Source organism: Kribbella antiqua (genome assembly GCF_004345665.1).
In the GTDB taxonomy this organism is placed as follows: domain Bacteria; phylum Actinomycetota; class Actinomycetes; order Propionibacteriales; family Kribbellaceae; genus Kribbella; species Kribbella antiqua.
Window position 1 is genome coordinate 349,534 of sequence record NZ_SLWR01000009.1, and the last position, 23,568, is coordinate 373,101.

Consider the following 23,568-nt stretch of genomic DNA (forward strand, 5'->3'; position numbering starts at 1 on the left):
CCACAGGCCCAAGCGCGTAGCGGCACACACCGCGTCGTCATATCCCAGGCCACGCTGAGGTCCCAGGTGCTCGGTCCGGCCGCATCCGCCGCGGGCGTCCCAGCGCGTGGTCGTCTGGTTCTGCCGTGATGCCATCGGACGGCTCTTGCTGCAGCTCCGAGTGTCGGCTGGTGCTGGTGCGCCCGGGCGATCGTTGAGTCCGCGCTGACGTCCCAGGTGCTCGGTCCGGCCGCATCCGCCGCGGGTTTGCACAGCGGTGACGATCTGTGCCCCATGCCTGCCAAGAGTCGACGCGGCGGTGCCGAATCGCTGGCAACCCGGGAGCTGCGCGGGTGCCTGCGCTCGGGGCTGGACGCGAACCAGTCCTACCGGCCAGCTCGGTCGCCCGCTCCAGACTGCAGTCGACCAGGATCTTCTACGCGTCGCTGTACTGGCGCGCCAAGGGGTCCGGGTACGAGGTGCTGATGGCGCTGCTGATCCGGTCCACCTGCTGCCGCGGGCTCAGCGCCTCGCCGCCCTGGATCGTCGCGTCGATGCTGCAGCCGGGGCCCGAACTGCATCAGGTGTACGCCGGTCAGACGTTGTACCTGGCGCCAACGCGCTAGCCACAGGGCCACGAGGTCGGCAAGAGCCTGCTCGAGGAAGACCAGCTGGACACGGTCGAGGGCTGGCCCGCTCCCACCGCCGGAACAGCGCACGCACCGCCACCGGGAGCCGGGGCAGTCCGGGACGTCCCGGCAGGGCGCACAGGCCGCACCCACGAGCTGGTCGCTTCGATCAGCGGCCGTTTCGGCCAGGCCCATGGGCCGAACCGACCGTGTGGCACAGCAGACAGCGGTCCGGCTGCGCCCACCGCTCATCGCTCATAGGTCGGGGTCAAGCCGGCTCGTCACCGCGAGGGGTGTGGTCTGGAGCTCTCGGGTGTTCAGGTTCTTCCTGGTCGATGAACCCTCGACCGGGGCCTCACTGACTTCACCATCACGACGCGCCGTCGTACCGGACTTCGAGGCAGACCTAGGTGGCTGGTGCCGAGGCGTGGCCGATGAGCGTCAGAGTGGGGCGAGGCGGGCCCTGACGAGGCAGATCTCGTGCCTTCGGGGTCGCCCAGGACGTGCCAGGGTTCGTCGCCTGTCTGGCCGATGTCGGCCGGACGTGCACCGAGCTCCAGCAGGCGTTCGAGCTCTGCGTCCTGGTCGCGGTCGGTGGCGTTGACGTCGATGTGCAGCCGGGAATTCCCCTTCTCCGGTTCATCCCTGCGACTGAGGATGATCGTCGGCTGCGGACCACCGAACCCTTCGCGCGGCCCGATCTCCAGCGAGCCGTCGTCCTCGCGATCGAGTACGACGAAGTCCAGAACCTCGCACCAGAACCGCCTCAGCAACTCAGGGTCGCGGCAACCGGGCACCAGTTCACTGATCCGACATGCCACAACACAACCCCGCGACCGCACCGGACGAGCCGATGACCAGCGAACTGATTACAGCGCCGCCCCAATCCGCGCAGCCAGCCAAGACCGTCGACCATGCAGCAGACGAACCCGACTGTGAAACACACCCCAGCCATGCCACCCAACCCCAGCCGCGGTCCCCGTTCCCGTCCCCTCCACCTTGGCTTCCGCGTCCGCCCCACCCGCCTCCACCTCCGCGTTCGCCGCCGGCTCTGCCTCCGCGTTCGCTCTCGGCTTCCGCCTCCGGGTCGCTCGCGCCGGTGAGCCGTTGGCGGGCTGCGATGGGTGGATTGTGGAGGCTAGCGTTCGGACGGCCGTGTGATCGGGGACAGCGGGTGGGTGCCGGTGTGGTCGACGTGGAAGCGGAACCCGTGCGGGCTGGTCCATTCGATGCCGCCGGTGGGCAGCCTGCGGCTCTGCCATCCGCCGAAGGTTTTGGCGCGGTGGTGGAGTCGGCCGAGTGGTATGAGGTTGTCGGGGTCGGTCTGGCCTCGTGGGCCGGGTGGGCCGGTTCGGTTGTGGGGGGTGATGTGGTCTTGGTCCATTCGGGTGGTGGCTTCGGCGGCGCCGTAGGGGAACATGTCCACCGGGTGCCGGAGCCGGACGCGTTCGCGGATCCGGTCGGGGATTTCGTAGCTGTGGACATTGACCTGTTCGCGCAGGTCGATGACCGGTTTGACGACGATGTGGTCGTGGCCGAGGAGTTCGCTCAACTGGTTGAGCAGCAGCGGTCCGAGTTCTTCGACCCGGAGCACACCGTTGCCGGTGGCGAGTGCTTTGTCGGTGAGGTGGACGTAGAGGGTGTGCCGGTTGGGGCGTTGCCCGGTGTCGGCGGCGAGGCCGTGGCTGTAGGCGTGCTGCTTGATCGCTGCGAGCCGCGCCGGGAGCGAGTCAGCCAGCATCGCTCGGGCGAATGCGTCCAGTTCGAGGTCGCCTCCAGGCCGACTCGGCGCACCGGTGTCGGTCGCCGCGCGGTCGTCGATCGGCGGATGCCAGTCGTCCGGGTCGGGATCGTCATCGGGAGCCATCTCGTCACGCGACGCGGTCCAATGGTCCGGAACCTGGTCGTCGTCCAGAACCTCGTCGTCATCCAGAACCTGGTCGTCGTCCGGAGCCGGCAAGTCATCACCGGCGGGCCGCCCGTTGGCAGCATCGGCGCCTGCGCAGGAGTCGCCGACGTCAGCATCGGTGCCTGCGCAGGAGTCGCCGACGTCGGCCTGGTCGCGGGTATGTGCGTCGTGCACGTCGGTGGCGTTGCGGTGAGTGTCGGCAGCGGGCTGTCCGCTGCTGTGGCGGGCAGGGTCGTCGTCGGGGATGTGGGGGCGGGTGCGGGCGAGGTAGCGGGCGACCTGGAGAAGGTGGTGGGCGGCGGCCGGGTCGGCGATCCAGCCGATCGCCTTGGCGCGGCGCTCGTCCAGGGTGTCGGGGTCGCCGAGGATCTTCAACGCGTGGGCGATGTCGTTGATGGTGGCGTCGAAGCGGATCACGTCGCCGGCGGCGGCGCGGACCCAGAACCGTTTGGTGCCGTGGTCGTCGGAGGGGCCGACGTAGACGCCGCGGGCTTTGGCGACGGCTTCGGCGTGGGCTTTGGCCAGGTCGGGGTCGGCTTCCCACATGGCGGCCTTCACGATGGTGGCCAGTTTGGTGGGGGTGACGGTGTTGACGATGCCGACGACGCGGCGGTCGACGATCGCGGCCGCCTCCAGCGACAGGGACAGGCAGGCGTGGGCGATTTTGCGGGCCCGCCACGCGACCGCGTTCCCGGCCAGCACGGCGGCCCAGATCCTGGGTAGGCGGTGCCGCAACGCCAACGCCTCACCGATGAAGGAGGCGGCCGCGCCGGTGGACATCCGGGTGACGGCGCCGAACTCGAGCGGGGCGAACTCGGCCACACCGGGGCAGCCGTCACCGCCGTACACCTTCAATCGTTCGGTGCCGGGCAGCACCTCGCCGCTGTCGTAGTTGACGACGGCGTGGCGGTCGGCGTAGGCGAGTGCGGCCTCGAGGAGCCGTACCGCGGCGTGTTCTTGGATGTCGACGAACTGCGCCGCGGCGACCAGCAGGTCTGCGGTGTCGAGCTCATCCAGATCATCGTCGAACATGTATCCGAGCATATGTTCGATTGGATGCCGAGGCAAGTCAGCCAAGGCCGGAATCCCCTTATCCACAAGGGGAAACGTCACACTCAAGACCGGTCAGAAAGTGATAGGCAAGCGGTGGGCGGTGAACTGAGGGGGAGACTGGCGGCTGCGCGGTTAAGCTCGGGGGATGGCGCGTGAGCCGGATGAGGTGCGGGATGGGGTGGGGCTGACCAATTTGGATCAGCCGTTGTTCGATGGGGCCGAGGCGACCAAGCGGGATCTGGTCGACTACCTCGACGCCGTACACGAGCGGATCCTGGTTGAGTTGCGGGAGCGGCCGCTGTCGGTGATCCGGATCCGGCCTGGACAGCCGGCGTTCATGCAGAAGAACGTGCCGAAGTACACGCCTGAGTGGGTGAAGACGACGAAGGTGTGGGCGGAGGCGTCCAAGCGGGAAGTGTCGTACGCGTTGTGCGACGACCGGCGGACGCTGTTGTGGTTCGCCAACCAGCGGGCTGTCGAGTACCACCCGACGCTGATGCGGGCAGATCGCTGGGATCGCGTCACGCATCTTGTGCTCGATCTCGATCCGCCGGAGGGGGATACGTTTGCGAAGGCGGTGCAGGCCGCGTTCTTGGTGCGGCAGGCGCTGACCGACGCCGGTCTAGCTGGTGCGGTCAAGACCAGTGGCGCGAAGGGGGTCCACGTTTTCGTGCCTATCGACGATGCCGTGTCGATCGAGGATGCGGCGGCCGCCACCCGGGCGATCGCGGCGCGGGCTGAGCGGATCGACCCGGACGTCGCGACGACGGCGTACATCAAGGAGGATCGGGGCGGGAAGGTGTTCGTGGACTCGACGCGGTCCGGTGGAGCGACTGTTGTTGCCGCGTACAGCCCGCGCGTCAGGCCTGGTACGCCGGTGTCGTTCCCGGTCGGCTGGGATGACCTCGACCGGGTGACGCCGCGCGACTTCACAGTCCGCACCGCGCCGGGGTTGCTGGGTGATGCGGATCGGTGGGCGGATCAGCTGCCGGCTCCGCAGGCGCTCCCGGAAGATCTGCTCGAGGAGGGGCGGGCGATCCCGGTGGCGCGCGTCGTCGCCATGCACGAAGGCAAGCGCCGAGCCCGAGCCAAGCGAGCCGCGGAGGAAGGCGCGCCGGGCGAGTGACGCCGGTACGCCGGTACGCCTGCTCGCGAGGATGGTTAGGTCTCGGGAGTGGTGGTCAGGTCCAGAGCTCGTTGACGTACGTCGAGGGCCGGGTGGTTGCGCAGGGCAACCAGTAGGTTGCGCCAGGACGGTGCCCAGCCGGAGCGCGGGCCTGCGGCCGAGACCAGAGCGCAGGCGAAGAGGCCCTCGTTCAGACCCGCATGGTCGACAGCTGTCGTGAGGAGATTGGTGGTGGCGGGTTCTAGGGAATCGGGGGTCCACTGAGGTTCGGTCGCGGCTAGGCGGGTTTGGAGGAGGTCGGTGGCGGTGAGGGCGGCTAGGGGGCGGTCGGCTACGGCGGTCGCCAGGGTGGCGAGTTCGGTGGACAGGTCAGCCCAGTCGATGGCGTAGGTCAGTAGCTGCAGCCGAAGGCCTAGGAAGTCTGGATCGGTGAGTTCAGCGGCGACGGTTTTGAGGACTTGGCGGGACTCGGCCGGCTTGGCGTTGAAGGACGAAGTCAGGCCGTGTACGACGGCGGTCAGGCGTTGGCGCGCAGGATGGTCGCGGTCGGGAAGTGCGTTGGGCAGATTGGGATCGCTCTCCAAGCGCACCAGCAACCGCACTACCGAGATGAGGTCGTCCAGCCCGAGCTGTGGATCCGTCGCGACCAACCCGACCAGTGCAGTCGTGGCGTCGTTCCAAGCGCGCGTGGTGAGGTCGGTGATGAAGCCGGCGCAGACAGGTGCGGCGGACGGGTTCCACCGGCCCCAGCGCCGCAGGGATAGCAGGGCCCGCCGCACGACCTCAGGCTCCGGCCGGTTCGTCACCGCAATCAGCAGGTCCGCATAGCGTGACCTGTACTTGGCAGCCATCCCGTACGACGACCGCTGCGTCAGCACGTTCGCAGTCGCGGCAGTGTCGTGCACCGCCTGCTGCAGCAGCGCCCAGCTAGCTGGCTCATGCAGCAAGTACTGCGAAGCAGCGCTGGTGATAGCCGCCTTCACATCGCGGTGCGCCGAGCTCCACGCCTCCGTGAGTACGACGCTCGCACCAGGTACGCGGAGCTGGCCGAGCATCCGAGCCGCCTCCTTCCGCGACGTCACCTTCACCCCGGCGCCGATCAGGACTGGAAGCAGTAGCGACGGGAGCCGACTGGGCCGGACGAACCGCGCTGCCCGGCTTGCCGCGTAGATGGCGACCCGCGCACGGTCGTCACCAACGTTCTCCAGCAGTACCGGCAACACCTGCTCCGGCGAGTCCGTCCAGGCGAGCGCACTCAGTGCAGCCTCCTGCAGCAGCACGGCATCGCTGCTCAGGAACGCCTCAACCGCCGTGCATCCCACCCCAGGCACTCGTCCGAGTGCCGATACCGCGTTGGCCCGAGCCCACGCCGGCATGTTCGCGTCCGAAGCCGCAGCGGCGAGCAGCTCGGCGTACCGAGCGTGCTGGCGCGGCAGCCAGCGGCGTAGCGCCGCACTGGAGACCTGCCACGCGGCGTGGTTGCGCTCGAACCGCCGGATCCGCTCAGGTGCTGCAAGCACCGCATCCAGCAGATCGGTGCGCAGTTCGGTGACAGTAGCCCAGACCGGGTCCCACCGGGCCATGCCGACATCGCGGCCGATGATCCGTTCGATGCGCTCGGACCGGGTCGCTGTGGGCTCGAGCCAGAGCTCTGTGGCCTGGCCGACGGTGGGTTCCTGGTTGGACCACACCGCCTGCTCGAGCGCGTGGTGCAGGTGCTCGTTGCCCCAGCCGCGCTTGCCGAACGCCCGGGCGATTCCCATCGGCAGGATGAACTCGCGCCGCGCGACGGCGGCATCGACGTACTCGCGCAGTACGTCGTACACGGCGTTCTCCTGGCCGCGTGGGAGACCGTCGATGATTCCGTAGAGCTGGATGGTGCCCTGGTTCTCGGTGATCCGGGCGTGCGCCTGCAGTCCCCACTCCAGCAGCTGCTCCTGCTGCCGCAGCGCACCTTCCCGTACGGCGGTTTCCGCGATGTGGCCGAGCAGAGACCGGGTATACCAGGAGGTGTCGCGAGCCTCCAGCGCATCGGTGAGCAGCGTCTGCAGCGGCGCCACCAATAGGTCGGTGTACGTCGACGGCGGCAGCTCGTTGGTCGCTCTGACCACGCCTTGGCGCACGGTGTCGCGCTCGTTGCGCGCACGCGTGGCCCAGGTGAGTGCGCTCTCCACATGTGCGGACTGCCGGGAATAGCCCGCCGAACCGATCACGGCCCGGTAGACCCAGGCGCGGTCGTCAGCATCCGGTTGGGTGATCTCCGGCCTGAGCAGGGCGAACGCCTCGTCGTACGGGAGGAAGGCCGTGATTCGCCAGCGTTCGCGGGCGGTCTCGGCGATCGGGGCGAGCGTCAGCATCCGCCGGGCTTGCTCGAAACGGAGCTCCCGCGGGAGTACGGCGAGCAGTTCGGTCGGCAGGACGGTCTGGCCCAGCTCAACCGTGCTGGTGACGGCGGTGAAGATGGTCGCCCGCCGGGAGGGTGGCAGATCCGAGAGGAGCTGCGTGAGGTCCGGCCAGAGCAGCCGCCCGAGCGCGATGAGGTCGTAGTCGGAATACCTGTGCAGCCTGCGGCGGACAGCGGGGGTGAGCGCCGCGCCAAGAGCGGCGGCGCGTGACGGTGTCAGCAGGATGGCTAGAGCCCCGGCCGGATCGGCGTCGATCAGCCGGCCGAGGATCGAGATGATTGCCAGCGGCAACTGATCGTCCGGCAGAGCGGTCTTGAGCAGCCCGGCGACCTGTGCCTCGTCATGGTCCAGTGCGCCGACGACGCCGTACGCCGTACCTTGCCACCACTCGTCGCGGTCGGCCCCGCTCGGGAGCGTGCTGCTCGCGTAGGCGAGGACGACCTTCGGGTGCCGCTCGCCGAGTCGCTGCCACTCGCCGGTGCTGAGACAGTACGCCAGGTCGGGGAGCAGTCGCTCGACAGTCTGGTCGTCCGTGGTGCTGAGCAGTCCGGCAGCGGCCTGGTCGCCCCAGCGTTCGCGGTGCTCGTCGATCAGCCGGGCCGCCAGATGCGATCGCTTGCCGGCGCGGACCACATGGAGCAGCTTCGTCCGCAGTGCGGCGGGCGCGTCGTCGTACAGGATCCGCAGGTCGTCGTCCGAGACCGCAGTGCTGCGGCGGACCGCGGAGAGCGCGCGGCTCTGCACTGTCGGATCGGGGTCGCGCAGCAGCCGAGTCACGTAGTCGACCGACCCAGCCGCCTGCGCGATCGTCAGCCCGAGCGTCCGCTCGTACGCCGTACCTCGGCCTAGCTCACCAAGTAGCTCGGTCAGCTCGGTAGTGCCGCGCAGTCGCCGCCCCTCCAGCGCGGCCTGCCGCATACGTTCGCCGTACGGAAGATCCGACCCCACCAGCTCACTAGCCCGCATGCGGACATCCTGCCAACCGCACGGGCTCAGCTGGGCAGTGAGGCGTCCAGGAGGAGCACGGCGGCTTCGCGGGCGCGCAGGGCCGGGTCGGGGGAGCCAGAGATGGCGGAGCGGGTGATGGCGCCCTCGCTGAGGAGGATGAGGTGGTCGGCGAGGCGCTCGGGGTCGGCGGCGCCGGCTTCGGTCGACAACTGGATCAACGCCTGCCGGAAGCCTTCCTTGTGCTGGAGAGCCAGTTCGGCAACGCGCGGTGAGACCGTGCCGAGCTCGCCGAAGGAGTTGATGAACGCGCAGCCGCGGTAGTCGCGCTGGCGGAACCAGTCGTGCAGGAACTCGAACACCGCCAAGATCCGCGAGCGGGGATCGGTGGCGGCGTCGACGTGCGACGCGAGCATCGACTTCCAGAGCGCGTCGCGGCGGTCCAGGTACGCCTCGATCAGGTTCTCCTTCGACGGGAACAGCTGGTAGAGCCGTTTCAGCGACACCCCTGACGCGGACCGGATCGCGTCCATCCCGACCGCCTGCACGCCGCGCTCGTAGAACAACGCGTCGGCCGCGTCCAGCACCTGCTGCTGTGCCGTCGCCGTCTCCAGAACCATCTGTCGCCTCCCGGGTGACCCGCGCCACCTTGCGCGGAGAATCATCGTTCTCCTAGAGTAGCGGACATCGCAGGAGAACGCCCGTTCTCCACCCACGAGGAGATCCCCATGACCGTGCTGGAACCCGCTGCCCAGGCCTTCGCCGACGCGACCGCAAACCCGCCGTACCTGTTCCAGTTGGCGCCTGAGGAAGGCCGCAAGCTGGTCGACGAGGTGCAGACCACCGACTACCCGAAGCTCGAGATCGACGAGGAATGGGTGACCGCGGCCGATGGCACCAAGGCCCGGATCGTGAAGCCGAAGGGCGCGACCGGCGTGCTGCCCGTCATCCTCTACATCCACGGCGCCGGCTGGGTGTTCGGCAACGCGCACACCCACGACCGGCTGGTCCGTCAGCTCGCCGTCGGTGCCGGCGCCGCGGTGGTGTTCCCGGAGTACGACCTGTCGCCGGAGGTCCGCTACCCGCACGCGCTCGAGCAGAACTACGCCGTCGCCCGCTGGATCATCGCCTCAGGCAAGGACCACGGCCTGGACGCGACCCGGCTGGCGATCGCGGGCGACTCGGTCGGTGGCAACATGACCGCGGCAGTGACGCTGCTGGCGAAGGAGCGCGGCGACGTGCCGTTCGTTCAGCAGGTGCTGTTCTACCCGGTCACCGACGCGTCATTCGACACGGCGTCGTACAAGGAATTTGCCGAGGGCTACTTCCTTCAGCTGGACGGGATGAAGTGGTTCTGGGATCAGTACACGACAGACGAGAACGAGCGGAACCAGATCACCGCGTCGCCGCTGCGCGCCACGACGGAGCAGCTTCAGGGTCTTCCGCCGGCGCTGGTGATCACGGGTGAGGCCGACGTACTGCGGGACGAGGGTGAGGCGTACGCCGCCAAGCTCCTCGAGGCGGGCGTTCCGACCACCGCCGTACGGTTCGGCGCGATCATCCACGACTTCGTCATGCTGGACGCGCTGCGCGACACGTACGCCGCCAACGCCGCGATCGACCTGGCGATCTCGACCCTCAAGAACGCGCTGCGGTAAGCACCTCGAGTTCGGAGAAGGCCGCGGCGATCTTCGGCAGCGTGTAGTGCGCGTTGAGGCCGCTCGGGTTCGGCAGGATCCAGACCCGGGTGGCGCCGATCATCCGATCCTGCTTGCCCATCTTGGCCGTACGCTCGCCGAAAGCATCGCGGTACGCCGTCACGCCGACGACCGCGAGCCACTCCGGCTGGTACTCGAGCACCTTCGAGACCAGGTTCTCCCCACCGGCGACGTACTCCGCGCGGGTCAACTCATCGGCCCGCGCGGACGGACGATCGACGACGTTGGTGATGCCGAGGCGATAGCTCAGCAACTCCGCCTGCTCGGCCGGCTGCAGCTGGCGCGGGGTGAAGCCGCTCAGATGCAGAGCCGGCCAGAACCGGTTCCCGGGCTTGGCGAAGTGATGACCGGTCGCGGCCGACATCATCCCCGGATTGATCCCACAGAACAGCACCCGCAACCCGCCGCTGATCACATCCGGCACCACCTGCATGCCGCGCACCCTAATCGTCAACCCAGGGTTGACGGGCGCGTGGCTGTCAACCTAGGGTTGACGCATGACTCCCGGACCTGATCTGCAGGAACTCATCAACACGATCAAGGCCGACGCCGGCAGCGACGACGAGCTCGAGCAGCTCGCGGCCGCTGCGGCGACGATCAGCGAACTGACCAGCACCAGCGACGCAGCGCTCGGGTTCTTCGTGGACCGCGCGCGGGGCGCGGGCAAGTCCTGGGTGGAGATCAGCGCGGTGCTCGGCGTGAGCAAGCAAGCCGCGCACAAGCGGTTCGCCGACTCCTGGACCAGCAAGCCCGGCTTCCGCCGCTACACCACCCGGACGAAGGCCGTCCTCGACGCCGCGAAGGATGTCGCGCGCGGACGGAACAACGCGTTCATCGGAACCGAGCACCTGCTGCTGGCCTTGTTCTCGCAGCCCGAGTCGCTGGCGACAAAAGTGCTCCTCGCTCACAACATCACCGAGGACTCCGTCCGGGCCGCCGTCGACGCCAAGAGCCCCGCCGGCGCGCCGGCGGATGCGGAGACGGTCGAGAAGGCGCTGGATGCCGAGGATCCGCCGTACACCCGTCGTACCGCGCATGTCCTGCAAGGCGCACTGGGGGAGGCGCTGACACTTGGCCACAACTACATCGGCACCGAGCATCTGCTGCTCGCCTTCTACCGGGACTCGGCCGGGGTCGCGGCCCAGATCCTCCAGGAGCAAGGCCTCGACGAGAATGCCGCCTGGTCCACACTGCGCGGGTTGTTCGAGGAACTGGCGAAGTAAGTTGGGCGCATGCCTGACTGGTCTGTGCGGTTGAGTGAGTTGGCGGGTACGGCGAAGGTCCCGGGCGCGGTGCTCGGGATCTGGCACGACGGCGAGACGACGATCACGCCGTACGGCGTGCTGAACAAGAACACCGAGGTCGAGACGACCGAGGACTCGGTCTTCCAGATCGGGTCGATCAGCAAGCCGTGGACCGCGACGATGATCGTGCAGCTGGCCGCCGAGGGCCGGCTCGGGCTGGACGATCCCGTCGTCAAGCTGTTGCCCGAGGCGCCGATCGACCCGCGGGTCACGGTCCGTCACCTGCTCACCCACACGAGCGGGATCGACGGCGACGTGTTCACCGACACCGGCCGCGGCGACGACTGCGTCGAGAAGTACGTCGGTCTCCTCGCCGACGCGGAGCTCCTCTATGAACCGGGTACGGCGTACTCCTACTGCAACGCCGGATTCGTCGTAGCCGGCCGGATCATCGAGGTCCTGGACGGCCGGACCTGGGACGACTCGCTGAAGCAGCGCCTCATCGAACCGCTGGGGCTCAAGAGCACCGTCACCCTGCCCGAAGAAGCGATCCTGCACCGGGCAGCTGCCGGCCATCTCGCGACCGACGGTTCGCTCGTGAAGACCTGGCAGCTGCCGCGAAGCATCGGTCCGTGCGGGCTGATCACCCAGAGCGCAGGCGACCTGCTGCGGTTCGCCGAGCTGCATCTCACCGACGACCGGTTCAAGGACATGCAGGAGCAGCAGGTCGTCAACCCCGGCGGGGCCGCCGGGATGACCGGCGTCGGCCTGACCTGGCGGATCTACGACTGGCAAGGCCGGAAGCTGTTCGGCCACGACGGTACGACGATCTCGCAGCTGGCCTTCCTGCGCATCGATCCCGAGGCACGCCTGGCCGTCTGCCTGCTGACGAACTCGGGCAACGGTCCGGGTCTGTTCGAACCGCTGGTCTCGGAGATCTTCAGCCACTACGTGGGCGTCGAGCACCCGGCGCCGCCGCAGCCGATCGACATGCCGATCCTGGACGACCGTCACGTCGGGCGGTACGAACGAGCCGGTGTGCGGCTGGACGTCGTACGGCGAGATGATCGGCTGGTGGTGCTCGCCCACGCGACCGGGGACCGGCTGGCGTTCGCGGAGGAGCCTGAGCAGGAGTACGAGCTGCATCCGACGGCGCCCGCCGACGGCGACCATTTCGTCACCCGGGAGTCACCGCTGAACCCGTGGGTGCCTATGACCTTCAGGCCGGGTTACCTGTTCACCTCGGGCCGGGTGACGCCGAGAAGGTGAGATATCGCGAGCGTTCGCTGGGGTGACCGAGCTAACGTCTTCAGGGTGACTAGTGCACCTGCTGAACTTCCCCGTAAGGCCGGTGACCTCCGGGCCGCCGGGTATCTACCACGGTCAGTAAAGGCCGAAATCCGAGACAACCTGCTGAAAGAACTCCGCGCCGGGCGTGATCCCTGGCCGGGGATCGTCGGATTCACCCGCACGGTGATTCCGCAACTCGAACGCGCCCTGCTCGCGGGGCATGACGTCGTACTCCTGGGTGAGCGCGGTCAGGGCAAGACGCGACTGCTGCGCACGCTTGTTGGCCTGCTGGACGAGTGGACGCCGGTGATCGAGGGGGCGGAGCTGCCCGAGCACCCGCTCGACCCGATCACTCCGGAATCGCGGCGTCGGGCCGCCGAGCTTGGTGATGACCTGCCGGTGGCGTGGCTGCATCGCGATCTGCGGTACGCCGAGAAGCTCGCGACTCCGGACACGTCTGTTGGAGACCTGATTGGTGACGTCGACCCGGTCAAGGTGGCCGAGGGACGTAGCTTGGGAGATCCGGAGACCATCCATTTCGGTCTGGTCCCGCGGTCGCACCGCGGGATTGTCGCGATCAACGAGCTGCCGGACCTGGCCGAGCGGATCCAGGTCGCGTTGCTGAACGTGATGGAGGAGCGCGACATCCAGGTCCGCGGGTACACGCTGCGGCTGCCGCTCGACGTGTTGCTGGTGGCAACGGCCAACCCGGAGGACTACACCAACCGCGGCCGCATCATCACGCCGCTGAAGGACCGGTTCGGCGCCGAGGTCCGGACCCACTACCCGCTCGACATCGACGCCGAGGTGGACGTGATCCGGCAGGAGGCCGAGTTCACCGCCGAGGTGGGTGAGCCGCTGCTGGAGGTACTCGCGCGCTTCGTCCGGCACTTGCGGGAGTCGACCGCGATCGACCAGCGGTCGGGTGTGTCCGCCCGGTTCGCGGTGGCCGCGGCCGAGACGATCGCCGCGGCCGCGTTGCGCCGGAGTGCGATCACCGGTGAGGAGCCGGCCGTCGCGCGTCCGGTCGACCTCGAAGCCGTGCCCGCCGTACTGCGGGGCAAGCTCGAGTTCGAGCCGGGTGAGGAAGGGCGCGAGATCGAGCTGCTCGAGTACCTGCTACGGCGGTCGGTTGCGGACACCGCGCGGGAGCGGTTCGCCGGTCTCGACCTCAGTCCGCTCGCCCATGCGATTGCCGACGGCAACCTTGTGACGACCGGTGAGCGGGTGCCGGGTCGCGACGTACTCGCGGCCTTGCCCGAGCTGCCGGTGCTGCACGACGTCGCGGCCCGGGCCGGTGTCGAACCGAACGAGTCGCCCGGCCGTATCGCCGCCGCGGTCGAGCTCGCGTTGGAGATGCTCTACCTGTCCAAACGTGTCGCCAAGGACGCCGACAACGACACGACCATCTACGGGGTCTGACATGTCGGCGTCGATACCGGAAGGCTGGTCCTACGGTCCGTGGCATGACGGGCCGGATCCGCTCGCCGCGCCGGTGGATCTGCGCGACGCGCTGGACGAGATCGGCCGCGACGTGATGAACGGTTCGTCGCCGCGGTCCGCGCTGGAGGAGATGCTCCGGCGCGGCACCCGGAACACGCAGGGCCTGGACGATCTCACCCGCCGGCTGTGGGAACGCCGCCGCGAGATCCAGCGGCGGCACAACCTCGACGGGACGCTGCGCGACGTCCAGCGGCTGCTCGACGAGGCGCTCGCGGCCGAGCGGCGTGAGTTGTTCCCGAACCCGTCCGACGACGCCCGGTTCAAGGAGGCCGAGCTCGACGCGCTTCCGGCTGGTACGGCGGCCGCCGTACGGGAGCTGGCCAATTATCAGTGGGAGTCGTCGGAGGCCCGGGAGAAGTACGAGCAGATTCGCGAGTTGCTCGGGCGCGAGCTGCTGGGGTCGCGGTTCGAGGGCATGAAGGAGGCGCTGCAGCAGACCACGCCGGAGGACGTGGAACGCATCAACGAGATGCTGACCGACCTCAATGCGCTGCTGGCGGCGCATGCGCAGGGCCGGCCGGACGTGCCGCAGCTGTTCGACGAGTTCATGGCCAAGCACGGCGAGTTCTTCCCGGAGAATCCGCGCAACGTCGACGAACTGATCGACGTACTGGCGCAACGGGCGGCCGCGGCGCAGCGGATGCTGAACTCGATGACGGCCGAGCAGCGGGCCGAGTTGATGGAACTGTCGCAGCAAGCGTTCGGCAGTCCGCAGCTCGCGCAGCAGCTGGCGCAGCTGGATGCTCAGTTGCAGTCGCTGCGGCCAGGAGAGGACTGGTCCGGATCGGAGCGCATGAGTGGCGACGATCCCCTCGGTCTTGCCGAAGGCGCTCGAGCGATGTCGGATCTGGCCGAGCTGGATGCGCTGGCCGAGCAGTTGGCGCAGTCGTATCCGGGGGCGCGGCTGGAGGACATTGATCTCGATGCCCTCACCCGTCAACTCGGGGACGAGGCGACGGTCGATGCTCGTCGGTTGTCGGAGCTGGAGCGGCAACTGCGCGAGCAGGGGCTGATCGAGCGTGCGCCCGACGGTTCGCTGCGGTTGTCGCCGAAGGCGCTGCGGCAATTGGGTCAGACCGCGCTGGCCGACGTACTGCGGAGTGCCCGGGGTTCGGGTGAACGCGACGCGGCCAACGCGGGTGCGGCCGGTGAGCTGAGTGGCTCGACTCGCCGGTGGCAGTTCGGCGACACCCAGCCGTGGGACGTCCCCCGGACGGTGCGGAACGCCGTACTGCGGACTGCGGGGGTCGGCTCACGATCGGTCAAGCTCGACGTCGCGGACGTGGAGATTGCCGAGACCGAGCATCGGGCGCGTGCCGCGGTCGCGTTGCTGGTGGACACGTCGTGGTCGATGGTCCAGGAGGGCCGCTGGCTGCCGATGAAACGTACGGCGCTCGCACTGCACCAGCTGATCTCGACCCGCTACCGCAACGACGCGCTCCAGCTGATCACGTTCGGCCGGTACGCCGGCGTCGTCGAACTGCCGCAGTTGATCGGCATGGAAGGCACCTGGGAGCAGGGCACGAACGCGCACCACGCGCTGCTCCTGGCCGGACGCCACCTGCGTCGCCATCCGGATGCGCAGCCGGTGGTTCTGATGGTGACCGACGGCGAGCCGACCGCTCACCTTGAGCCGGACGGTACGGCGGAGTTCTCGTATCCGCCCGAGCCGGCGACGCTGCGGAAGACGATCTTCGAGGTGGACCGGCTGGCGAAGCTCGGCGCGTCGCTGACGGTGTTCCGGCTCGGCGACGATCCGCGGCTGAACGCGTTCGTCGATCTGCTCGCCCGGCGCAGTGGCGGCCGGGTGCTCGCCCCGGACCCCGATGGGCTCGGTGCGGCGGTCGTCGGCGACTACCTGAGGACCCGCCGCAAGCTCTAGCAAGCACCTCGGACACCACCTCGGGACCTCGGACATCTGACCAGATGTCCGAGGTCCCGTTTTCTTGTCCGCACCTCCGTCGAGTGCGGATCGCGGTCGGCTGCAGATTCCGCGGTCAACGTGCTGTTTGTCTCGCGTTGTCAACCAGGCAAGGGTTTTCCGGCCTTCGACCTGTGGGCAGAGTCACGTTCGTGCTGTGAGACCAGTGTTCAACTGGACTGTTTTTTTGGCTTACTCTGAAAACACGCCCCCGCCGCCGGAGTCGATGGGCCAGCGGGCCACCTCACCGCGCTCCAGCACCACCTGAAACCCAGGGAGTGATCGTGCCGAATCTCGTCTACGACTTCGCCGCAGGCAACAAGGACATGAAGGATCTGCTCGGTGGAAAGGGGGCGAACCTGGCCGAGATGACCAATCTCGGCCTTCCCGTCCCGCCGGGCTTCACCATCACCACCGAAGCCTGCAAGGTCTACCTGAAGACCGGCTCGGTCCCGCCGGAGCTGGCCGACGAGATCGACCATCACGTCGACGAGTTGCAGCGGAGGATGGGCAAGAAGCTCGGCCAGGCCGACGACCCGCTGCTGGTGTCGGTCCGCTCCGGTGCGGCGGCGTCGATGCCCGGGATGATGGAAACGGTCCTGAACGTCGGCCTCAACGACGACTCGGTGAACGGCCTCGCGCACCAGTCCGGCAACCCGCGGTTCGCCTGGGACGCCTACCGGCGGCTGATCCAGATGTTCGGCAAGACCGTGCTCGGCATGGAAGGCGAAGTGTTCGAGGACGCGCTGGAGAAGGCCAAGGAAGCCAAGGGCGCACGTAGCGACCTCGACCTGGATGCCGACGACCTGAAGGCCCTGGTCGAGAACTTCAAGCACGCCGTACACGAGCACACCGGCCGCGAGTTCCCGCAGGACCCGCGGACCCAGATGGACCTCGCGATCGCGGCGGTCTTCGGCTCCTGGAACTCGGAGCGCGCGATCCTCTACCGCCGCCAGGAGCGCATCGGCGCCGACCTCGGTACGGCGGTCAACATCTGCTCGATGGTGTTCGGCAACCTCGGCATGGACTCCGGCACCGGCGTCGCCTTCACTCGCGACCCATCCACCGGCCAGCAGGGCGTGTACGGCGACTACCTGCAGAACGCGCAGGGCGAAGACGTCGTCGCCGGCATCCGCAACACGGTCCCACTGGCGGACCTCGAGCAGATCGACAAGGCGTCGTACGACGATCTGATGCGGATCATGGCCACCCTCGAAGGGCACTATCGCGACCTGTGCGACATCGAGTTCACGGTCGAGCGCGGCAAGTTGTGGATGCTGCAGACGCGCGTCGGCAAGCGGACCGCGGCGGCCGCGTTCCGGATCGCGACCAGCCTGGTCGACGAAGGCGTGATCGACATCGACGAGGCGCTCCGGCGGGTGAAGGGTGCGCAGCTCGCGCAGCTGATGTTCCCGCGGTTCGACGCGGACGCTTCGAAGGAGAAGATCGCGAAAGGCATCGGTGCTTCGCCGGGCGCGGCGTCGGGCAAGGTCGTCTTCACGTCCGCGGCGGCGGTCGAGGCGGCGGAGCGCGGTGAGAAAGTCATCCTGGTACGGCGCGAGACGAACCCGGACGACCTGCACGGCATGATCGCGGCGCAAGGCATCCTGACCAGCCGTGGCGGCAAGACCTCGCACGCGGCGGTGGTCGCCCGCGGCATGGGCAAGACCTGTGTCTGCGGCGCCGAGGAACTCGACGTGAATGTTGCCCAAGGCACCATCAAGGTCCACGGCTCGGTGATCGAGGCGGGCGAGATGATCTCGATCGACGGCACCACCGGCGAGGTGTTCCGCGGTGAGGTCCCGGTCGTCCCGTCGCCGGTTGTGCAGTACTTCGAAGGATCGCTGGCTCCGGACGCCGGCGACGAACTGGTGGAGTCGGTCCACCGGTTGATCTCGCATGCGGACGACGTACGGCGTCTCGGCGTACGAACCAATGCGGACACCGCGGAAGACGCGGCCCGGGCCCTGCGGTTCGGCGCCGAGGGGATTGGGTTGTGCCGGACCGAGCACATGTTCCTGGGGGAGCGGCGGGTGTCGGTCGAGCGGTTGATCCTGGCCGAGACCGACGAGGAGCGCGAGGGCGCGCTGGCCGAGCTGGAGCCGCTGCAGCGTGGCGACTTCCTCGAGCTGCTCGCGGCGATGGACGGCGTACCGGTGACGATCCGGCTGATCGACCCGCCGCTGCACGAGTTCCTGCCGTCGATGGAGGACCTGGCGGTCAAGGTCGCGCTCGCTCGCGAACGCGGCGAGGACCCGGGGCACGACGCGGCCTTGCTGGTGGCAGTCGAGCGGCTGCACGAGGAGAACCCGATGCTCGGTCTGCGCGGAGTGCGGCTCGGGCTGGTCGTCCCCGGTCTGTTCGCGATGCAGGTACGGGCGATCGCGTCGGCGACGGTGGAGCTTCGCTCGCAGGGCAAGGACCCACAGCCGGAGATCATGATCCCGCTGGTAGGCGCTGTTCAGGAGCTGCACCTCGCGCGGGACGAGGTGGAACGCGTGCTCGCCGAGGTCGGCGTGGCGGGGGAGATCCCGATCGGCACGATGATCGAGCTGCCGCGCGCGGCGGTGATCGCGGACCAGATCGCCGAGGCGGCCGACTTCTTCTCGTTCGGTACGAACGACCTGACCCAGACCACCTGGGGTTTCAGCCGCGACGACGTCGAGGGCGCGTTCTTCTCGCGGTATCTGGAGAAGGGCATCTTCGCGGTGTCGCCGTTCGAGTCGATCGACCGTGAAGGGGTCGGAGCGCTGGTGCGGACCGGCGTCGATCGCGGCCGCGCGACCAAGCCGGAGCTGAAGCTCGGCATCTGCGGCGAACACGGCGGCGACCCGGACAGCATCCACTTCTTCCACGAAGCCGGCCTGGACTACGTCTCGTGCTCCCCGTTCCGCATCCCCGTAGCCCGCCTGGAGGCCGGCCGCGCCTCGCTCGACTGACCCCGACCTTGGGAAGCCACCGACCATTTCGCGGCGGAGGAAATGGTTGGTGGCTTCTCAACGTCGCCAGCTAGCGTGCCTGGAGTGAGTAGGGAGCTGCTGCGCACGACGTTTGGTGAGGTCGCGGAGTTGTACGACCGCGTCAGGCCGACGTACCCGCCCGAGATGTACGACGACCTCGCTCGACTGCTGGGGAATCCGCGGCCGCGGGTGCTCGAGATCGGGCCGGGGACCGGTCAGGCGACGGCGCCGATGGTCGCGCGCGGGTGGTCGGTGACGGCGGTCGAGCTGAGTCCTGACCTGGCCCGGGTGGCGCAGGCGAAGCGAGCAGTTCTGGGTCGAGGTGCAGGACTGCTATCGGCGGTTCACCGATGATCCGGATGAGCGCGGGCTGCCCGCGGCGGACGAGATTGCGAAGGACTCGGCGGAGTTCGATGCGTCGGGGCGGTTCGGGACTGTGGAGTTTCGGCGGTATGAGTGGGAGGCGGCTTATACGACCGCGGAGTACCTCGACTTGTTGTCGTCGTACTCGGGGAATCTGTCCTTGACAGGGGAGCGGCGTGACGGACTGTATAGGTGTATCAGCGCTCTCATGGATCGGTTTAGTGGTTCTGTCACGAAGCGTTACCTGTTCCAACTCTCCGCAGCAATTTGTCTGCACAACCCCTTGCATGAGAGCTGAAAGAACGGTCATTATTACCGGGCGGGAAGGGCGATCACTCGTCGACTTTCGGGTCTGACTCGAACCAGCCGCTGTGGCGGCTCGTGACTCCCTTCCCGCACCAAATCCCTTGTATTACAGGCCGTGTAGGGTTTCTGTCATGGCCCAATTTGTCGTGCAGTTGCGCTTCGACCTTGCCGAGACCGAGCGCCGGATGAAGGTCCGTCCGGCCCACCGCGAGTACCTCACCGAGCTCAAGGCCGCCGGCAAGCTCGTCGCCGCCGGCCCCTTCGCCGACCAGACCGGCGCGCTGCTCATCTACGACGTCGCCGACGAGGCCGAACTCCGCGAGATCCTCGCCAAAGACCCGTACACCGCCGAGGACGTCTACGAGATCGCGACCCTCGCCGAGTGGCAGCCCCTGTTCCCACTGAGTTAATTGCTGTGGTGGGGCCGAGGACGTCTACGAGATCGCCACCCTGGCGGAGTGGCAGCCGCTGTTCCCGTTGGGCTAGGCGGTGGTCAGGTCGAGGTGGTCTACGTAGGCCCAGAGCCAGACGAGGGGGGCGAGGACCAGTTCGGGCTCGCCGTCCTCGTCGGCGATGAAGATCATCGACCCCTCGCCGTTGGAGATGTCCTCGATCACCGCGTCGCACGCCTCGAGCGCGATCTCGAACGGCAGCAGGTCCGGCCCGTTCTCCCAGCGCGGATGGGGGAGCGGTAGCACCGGAGCCTCGTCGGTGCCGTCCAGCTCGACCGAGACCTTCTGCAGTTCCTCGTAGAGGTCGAAGGTGATCAGCCCGGCGAGCGGGCGGCCGTCGATGCCGATCAGGTACGGATCGTCGGCGCCGTCGCGGTAGTTGTCCCGCAGCTCCGGCAGCGCCGCCTTCAGGTCGGCCGCTTCCAGGTACGGCGCCTCGGTCGGCTCCTCCTCCTCGACCGGGACCAGGCCGCTTCGCATCTGGTCGAACTGATGCAGCAGGCCGTTCAGCTCGTCGTACGCGCCCCCGCCGGGAGCCTTCTGCGCACGCTGCTCCAGGTCGCGCAGGTGCTCGACCAGGTCGTCCTCGAAGTGCAGCTCGTACCGCGGCAGCCCGGGCTCGCGACCGGTGTTGATCTGCGCGACGAGCTGGGTCGACACCGGCCCGAGCCGCTCGGCCAGCACCTCCAGCGGCGTCGTCGGCTTCTCCTCGTCGTCATGCGCGCAGGAGTCGTCGTCGACCTTGCCCTCGTTGTCCATCGCCAGCAGCACCTGGAACGCCGGGAACGCGACCAGCGCCGCGGTCGCCATCATCCCGTCGCCGATCAGCATCAGCGGGTTGCCGCCGGCCTCGGTCCGGCGCAAGTGATCCGGCATCAGTACGGCGGCCTGCTCGACGTTCACCTGACTCGCCAGCGAGGACAATCCGTGGTCGGTGTCGACCCCGAGCAGCTCGATCAGCCGCTCCGAGCTCATGTCGAACTGGGAGCGCAGGTAGTAGCGCAGCCAGCCGGCGTCGACCGGGTTGGCGAGCAGCTCCGCGATCCGGGCCCGGAAATCGGCCAGGTCCGCAATCGCGAGCACGACCAGCACCGGCTGGTCGCCGTCGCCGATCACGAGCGGCCGGGTGTCGCCGTTCTGGAAGCCGTCGATCACCTGGTGCAGGCTGTCGGCGGCGGCCTCGAGCGGCCACGACTCCGCCTCGAACTCGTTGACCACCGCGGCGGACGTGTCGTCGGGCATCTGCTGGTCCTCTCCGGGTGGCGGCGGGAGTTGCGCTAACTGTAGGGGGCGGCAGTTCGACCGGGGGTGGCCGGTAGGGTCTGCGTGACATTGGCTACGCTGACACCGGCGGGTCGGCGCAGTGGTATCTCACATGTGAGATAAGGTCCCGCGCATGACTGATGACTATCTCAGCCGGATCGGGAATCTCATCCGGGACGCCCGTAAGCATCGCGGCTGGACGCAGACGCAGCTCGCGGAGCAACTGAACACCAGCCAGAGCGCGGTGAACAGGATCGAGAAGGGTCATCAGAACCTCACCCTCGAGATGCTCGCCCGGATCGGCGAGGCACTCGACTCCGAAATTGTCTCTCTCGGTGGCGGTCCGGTCCACCTCCGTGTGGTGGGCGGACGACCGCTGTCCGGCTCGATCGACGTCAAGTCCAGCAAGAACGCCGGCGTCGCGCTGTTGTGCGCAAGCCTGCTGAACAAGGGCCGTACGACGCTGCGCAAGGTGGCGCGGATCGAAGAGGTCAACCGGCTGCTCGAGGTGCTGAACTCGATCGGCGTCCGGACCACCTGGCTGAACGACGCCGGTGACCTGGAGATCGTCCCGCCGGCGCAGCTCGACCTGGCCGCGATGGATGCGGCCGCGGCACGTCGTACCCGGTCGATCATCATGTTCCTCGGCCCGCTGCTGCACCGCGAGGACACCTTCCAGCTTCCGTACGCCGGTGGTTGCGACCTCGGCACGCGGACGGTCGAGCCGCACATGGCGGCGCTGCGGCCGTTCGGGCTGGACGTGAAGGCGACCGGCGGTGAGTACCACGCGATGGTGAACCGGGCGGTGACGCCGGGCAAGCCGATCGTGCTGACCGAGCGCGGCGACACGGTGACCGAGAACGCGATCATGGCCGCGGCCCGGTACGACGGTGTCACGGTGATCCGGAACGCCAGCTCGAACTACATGGTCCAGGACCTCTGCTTCTACCTCGACCTGCTCGGCGTGAAGATCGACGGCATCGGCACCACCACGCTGACCGTGCACGGCCTGCGCGACATCGACGTGGACGTCGACTACGCGCCGTCGGAGGACCCGATCGAGGCGATGAGCCTGCTCACCGCCGCGATCGTGACCGGCTCCGAGGTCACCATCCGGCGGGCGCCGGTGGAGTTCCTCGAGATCGAGCTGGCGCTGCTGGAGGAGATGGGGCTGGACTACAGCCGCTCCGAGGAGTACCTGGCCGAGAACGGCCGGACCCGGCTGGTCGACCTGGTGACCCGGCCGTCCCGGCTGCACGCGCCGATCGACAAGATCCACCCGATGCCGTTCCCGGGCCTGAACATCGACAACCTGCCGTTCTTCGCGGTGATCGCGGCCTCGGCGACCGGGCAGACGCTGATCCACGACTGGGTCTACGAGAACCGCGCGATCTACCTGACCGACCTGAACAAGCTCGGCGGCCGGGTCAAGCTGCTCGACCCGCACCGCGTGATGGTCGAGGGCCCGACGCACTGGTCCGGCGCCGAGATCATGTGCCCGCCGGCGCTCCGCCCGGCCGTGGTCACACTGATCGCGATGATGGCCGCGAAGGGTACATCGGTACTGCGCAGCGTCTACGTGATCAACCGCGGCTACGAGGACCTGGCCACCCGGCTGAATTCGCTAGGCGCTCAGATCGAGACCTTCCGGGACATCTAAGAAGCTGACTGCCTCCTCGATCACGGCCGGGTCCGACAGGATCCGGCCGTGGCCGAGCCCGGTCTTGCCGGAGAACTGGGCCTTCGATCCGTACGACGCCAGCAGTACGTCGACCTGCGTCGGGTCCACCACGTCGTCCACGTCGTTGTGGATCACGAGTAGCTCGGCATCACCCGGACCGACCGAGAATCTGGTCCAGATCTCCGGGTCACCGTCGAACAGCTCTCGTTCGATGGACCGCTTCAACGCGGCCTGCACACTCGGCCTCAGGCCGAGCTCGAGGCTGAACTTGTCGACCAGGTAGCCGAAGTCCGCGAAGCCGCTGATAGAGACGATCCTGCCCGCGGCGACTCCCTGGCTGACGGCGTACAGGGCGAACGGCACGCCTAGCGAGTGTGCGATCAGGCCTTCGAAGTCGCCGTACCTCCCGGCCAGTCTGGTGATGATGCGCTGGTGGTCGAGGATCGTGCCCATCGGCCTGGTGGTGTCGCCGTGGCCAGGGCCGTCGTACGAGATCGGGCTGTAGCCGAGGTCGAGGAGCCGCTCGACGAAACCGGCGTACCTCGACGCGCGCGAGCGCCAGCCGTGGACGAGCAGGACCGGTCGGGTGCCGTCGCCCCAGGCGTAGGTGACGATCCCGTCGATGACCTCGACTCGGGCGGCCTCGTGGATCGCGCGCTCGGCCTCGCGGAGCTGACCGCGGGCCAGGGGCCGGCGCCACAGCTCGAAGGCGATTCGCCCGGCCAGTGGCGGCGAGAACATTCCGATTGTCGACAATCCTGCCCGGATCAGCTTCTTCATGGCACTCCTTGGTCTGGCAAACAATACGAACGGTCGTATTA

General features: G+C 68.2%; 18 protein-coding genes. 11 read left to right on the forward strand and 7 right to left on the reverse strand.

Features of this window, described 5'->3' with window-relative positions; genetic code table 11:
• Positions 1-332: 332 nt before the first annotated feature.
• The gene (locus tag EV646_RS26155; RefSeq protein WP_132152988.1) at positions 333-605 is read left to right on the forward strand and encodes a hypothetical protein; all 273 of its coding nucleotides are present in this window, start codon (positions 333-335) and stop codon (positions 603-605) included.
• 320 nt (positions 606-925) lie between these two features.
• Here EV646_RS26155 and EV646_RS26160 read toward each other — a convergent pair whose 3' ends face one another.
• Together EV646_RS26160 and EV646_RS26165 are read right to left on the reverse strand one after the other, a co-directional pair.
• On the reverse strand, positions 926-1,429 hold the full coding sequence (locus tag EV646_RS26160; RefSeq protein ID WP_241996331.1) for a VOC family protein: 504 nt from the start codon (positions 1,427-1,429) through the stop codon (positions 926-928).
• Between the two features lie 317 nt (positions 1,430-1,746).
• Positions 1,747-3,549: an HNH endonuclease signature motif containing protein gene (locus EV646_RS26165; RefSeq protein ID WP_132152990.1), complete on the reverse strand. Its 1,803-nt coding sequence runs from the start codon at positions 3,547-3,549 to the stop codon at positions 1,747-1,749.
• A gap of 166 nt (positions 3,550-3,715) precedes the next feature.
• Here EV646_RS26165 and ligD point away from each other — a divergent pair, with 166 nt between their 5' ends.
• Complete coding sequence (gene ligD / locus EV646_RS26170; protein ID WP_132152992.1) at positions 3,716-4,696, forward strand: non-homologous end-joining DNA ligase; 981 nt, start codon at positions 3,716-3,718, stop codon at positions 4,694-4,696.
• 35 nt (positions 4,697-4,731) lie between these two features.
• Here ligD and EV646_RS26175 read toward each other — a convergent pair whose 3' ends face one another.
• Positions 4,732-8,067, reverse strand: a complete 3,336-nt coding sequence (locus EV646_RS26175; RefSeq protein WP_132152994.1) for a hypothetical protein — start codon at positions 8,065-8,067, stop codon at positions 4,732-4,734.
• 26 nt (positions 8,068-8,093) lie between these two features.
• Positions 8,094-8,666 (reverse strand): TetR/AcrR family transcriptional regulator, encoded by a 573-nt coding sequence (locus EV646_RS26180; protein WP_132152996.1) that lies wholly within the window; start codon positions 8,664-8,666, stop codon positions 8,094-8,096.
• 108 nt (positions 8,667-8,774) lie between these two features.
• Here EV646_RS26180 and EV646_RS26185 point away from each other — a divergent pair, with 108 nt between their 5' ends.
• Positions 8,775-9,704, forward strand: a complete 930-nt coding sequence (locus EV646_RS26185; RefSeq protein ID WP_132152998.1) for an alpha/beta hydrolase — start codon at positions 8,775-8,777, stop codon at positions 9,702-9,704.
• Here EV646_RS26185 and mug read toward each other — a convergent pair.
• Positions 9,685-10,197, reverse strand: a complete 513-nt coding sequence (gene mug, locus EV646_RS26190; protein ID WP_132153000.1) for a G/U mismatch-specific DNA glycosylase — start codon at positions 10,195-10,197, stop codon at positions 9,685-9,687. The two genes, EV646_RS26185 and mug, sit on opposite strands and share 20 nt — an antisense overlap.
• A gap of 64 nt (positions 10,198-10,261) precedes the next feature.
• On the opposite strand from mug, the gene EV646_RS26195 reads away from it, so the two are divergent.
• The 7 genes from EV646_RS26195 (at position 10,262) to EV646_RS26225 (ending at position 19,761) form a co-directional block, all read left to right on the forward strand.
• Positions 10,262-10,987, forward strand: coding sequence for a Clp protease N-terminal domain-containing protein (locus tag EV646_RS26195; RefSeq protein WP_132153002.1), 726 nt, complete (start codon positions 10,262-10,264; stop codon positions 10,985-10,987).
• A gap of 9 nt (positions 10,988-10,996) precedes the next feature.
• A complete protein-coding gene (locus EV646_RS26200) occupies positions 10,997-12,277 on the forward strand; it encodes a serine hydrolase domain-containing protein (protein WP_132153004.1) in 1,281 nt (426 codons plus the stop codon).
• 45 nt (positions 12,278-12,322) lie between these two features.
• Positions 12,323-13,720: a sigma 54-interacting transcriptional regulator gene (locus tag EV646_RS26205; protein ID WP_132153006.1), complete on the forward strand. Its 1,398-nt coding sequence runs from the start codon at positions 12,323-12,325 to the stop codon at positions 13,718-13,720.
• A gap of 1 nt (position 13,721) precedes the next feature.
• Positions 13,722-15,683, forward strand: a complete 1,962-nt coding sequence (locus EV646_RS26210; RefSeq protein WP_132153008.1) for a vWA domain-containing protein — start codon at positions 13,722-13,724, stop codon at positions 15,681-15,683.
• Positions 15,684-16,006: 323 nt separating this feature from the next.
• Positions 16,007-18,661: a pyruvate, phosphate dikinase gene (gene ppdK / locus EV646_RS26215; protein WP_132153011.1), complete on the forward strand. Its 2,655-nt coding sequence runs from the start codon at positions 16,007-16,009 to the stop codon at positions 18,659-18,661.
• An 84-nt stretch (positions 18,662-18,745) separates the two neighbouring features.
• The gene (locus EV646_RS39515) at positions 18,746-19,036 is read left to right on the forward strand and encodes a class I SAM-dependent methyltransferase (RefSeq protein ID WP_199237197.1); all 291 of its coding nucleotides are present in this window, start codon (positions 18,746-18,748) and stop codon (positions 19,034-19,036) included.
• A gap of 446 nt (positions 19,037-19,482) precedes the next feature.
• The gene (locus tag EV646_RS26225; protein ID WP_132153013.1) at positions 19,483-19,761 is read left to right on the forward strand and encodes a YciI family protein; all 279 of its coding nucleotides are present in this window, start codon (positions 19,483-19,485) and stop codon (positions 19,759-19,761) included.
• A gap of 72 nt (positions 19,762-19,833) precedes the next feature.
• On the opposite strand, the gene EV646_RS26230 is transcribed toward EV646_RS26225, so the two are convergent.
• Positions 19,834-21,045, reverse strand: coding sequence for a hypothetical protein (locus EV646_RS26230; RefSeq protein WP_132153015.1), 1,212 nt, complete (start codon positions 21,043-21,045; stop codon positions 19,834-19,836).
• Between the two features lie 154 nt (positions 21,046-21,199).
• Here EV646_RS26230 and EV646_RS26235 point away from each other — a divergent pair, with 154 nt between their 5' ends.
• On the forward strand, positions 21,200-22,726 hold the full coding sequence (locus EV646_RS26235) for a helix-turn-helix domain-containing protein (RefSeq protein WP_132153017.1): 1,527 nt from the start codon (positions 21,200-21,202) through the stop codon (positions 22,724-22,726).
• Here the strand turns inward: EV646_RS26235 and EV646_RS26240 are convergent.
• Complete coding sequence (locus EV646_RS26240; protein WP_132153019.1) at positions 22,691-23,527, reverse strand: alpha/beta hydrolase family protein; 837 nt, start codon at positions 23,525-23,527, stop codon at positions 22,691-22,693. The two genes, EV646_RS26235 and EV646_RS26240, sit on opposite strands and share 36 nt — an antisense overlap.
• Positions 23,528-23,568 lie beyond the last annotated feature (41 nt).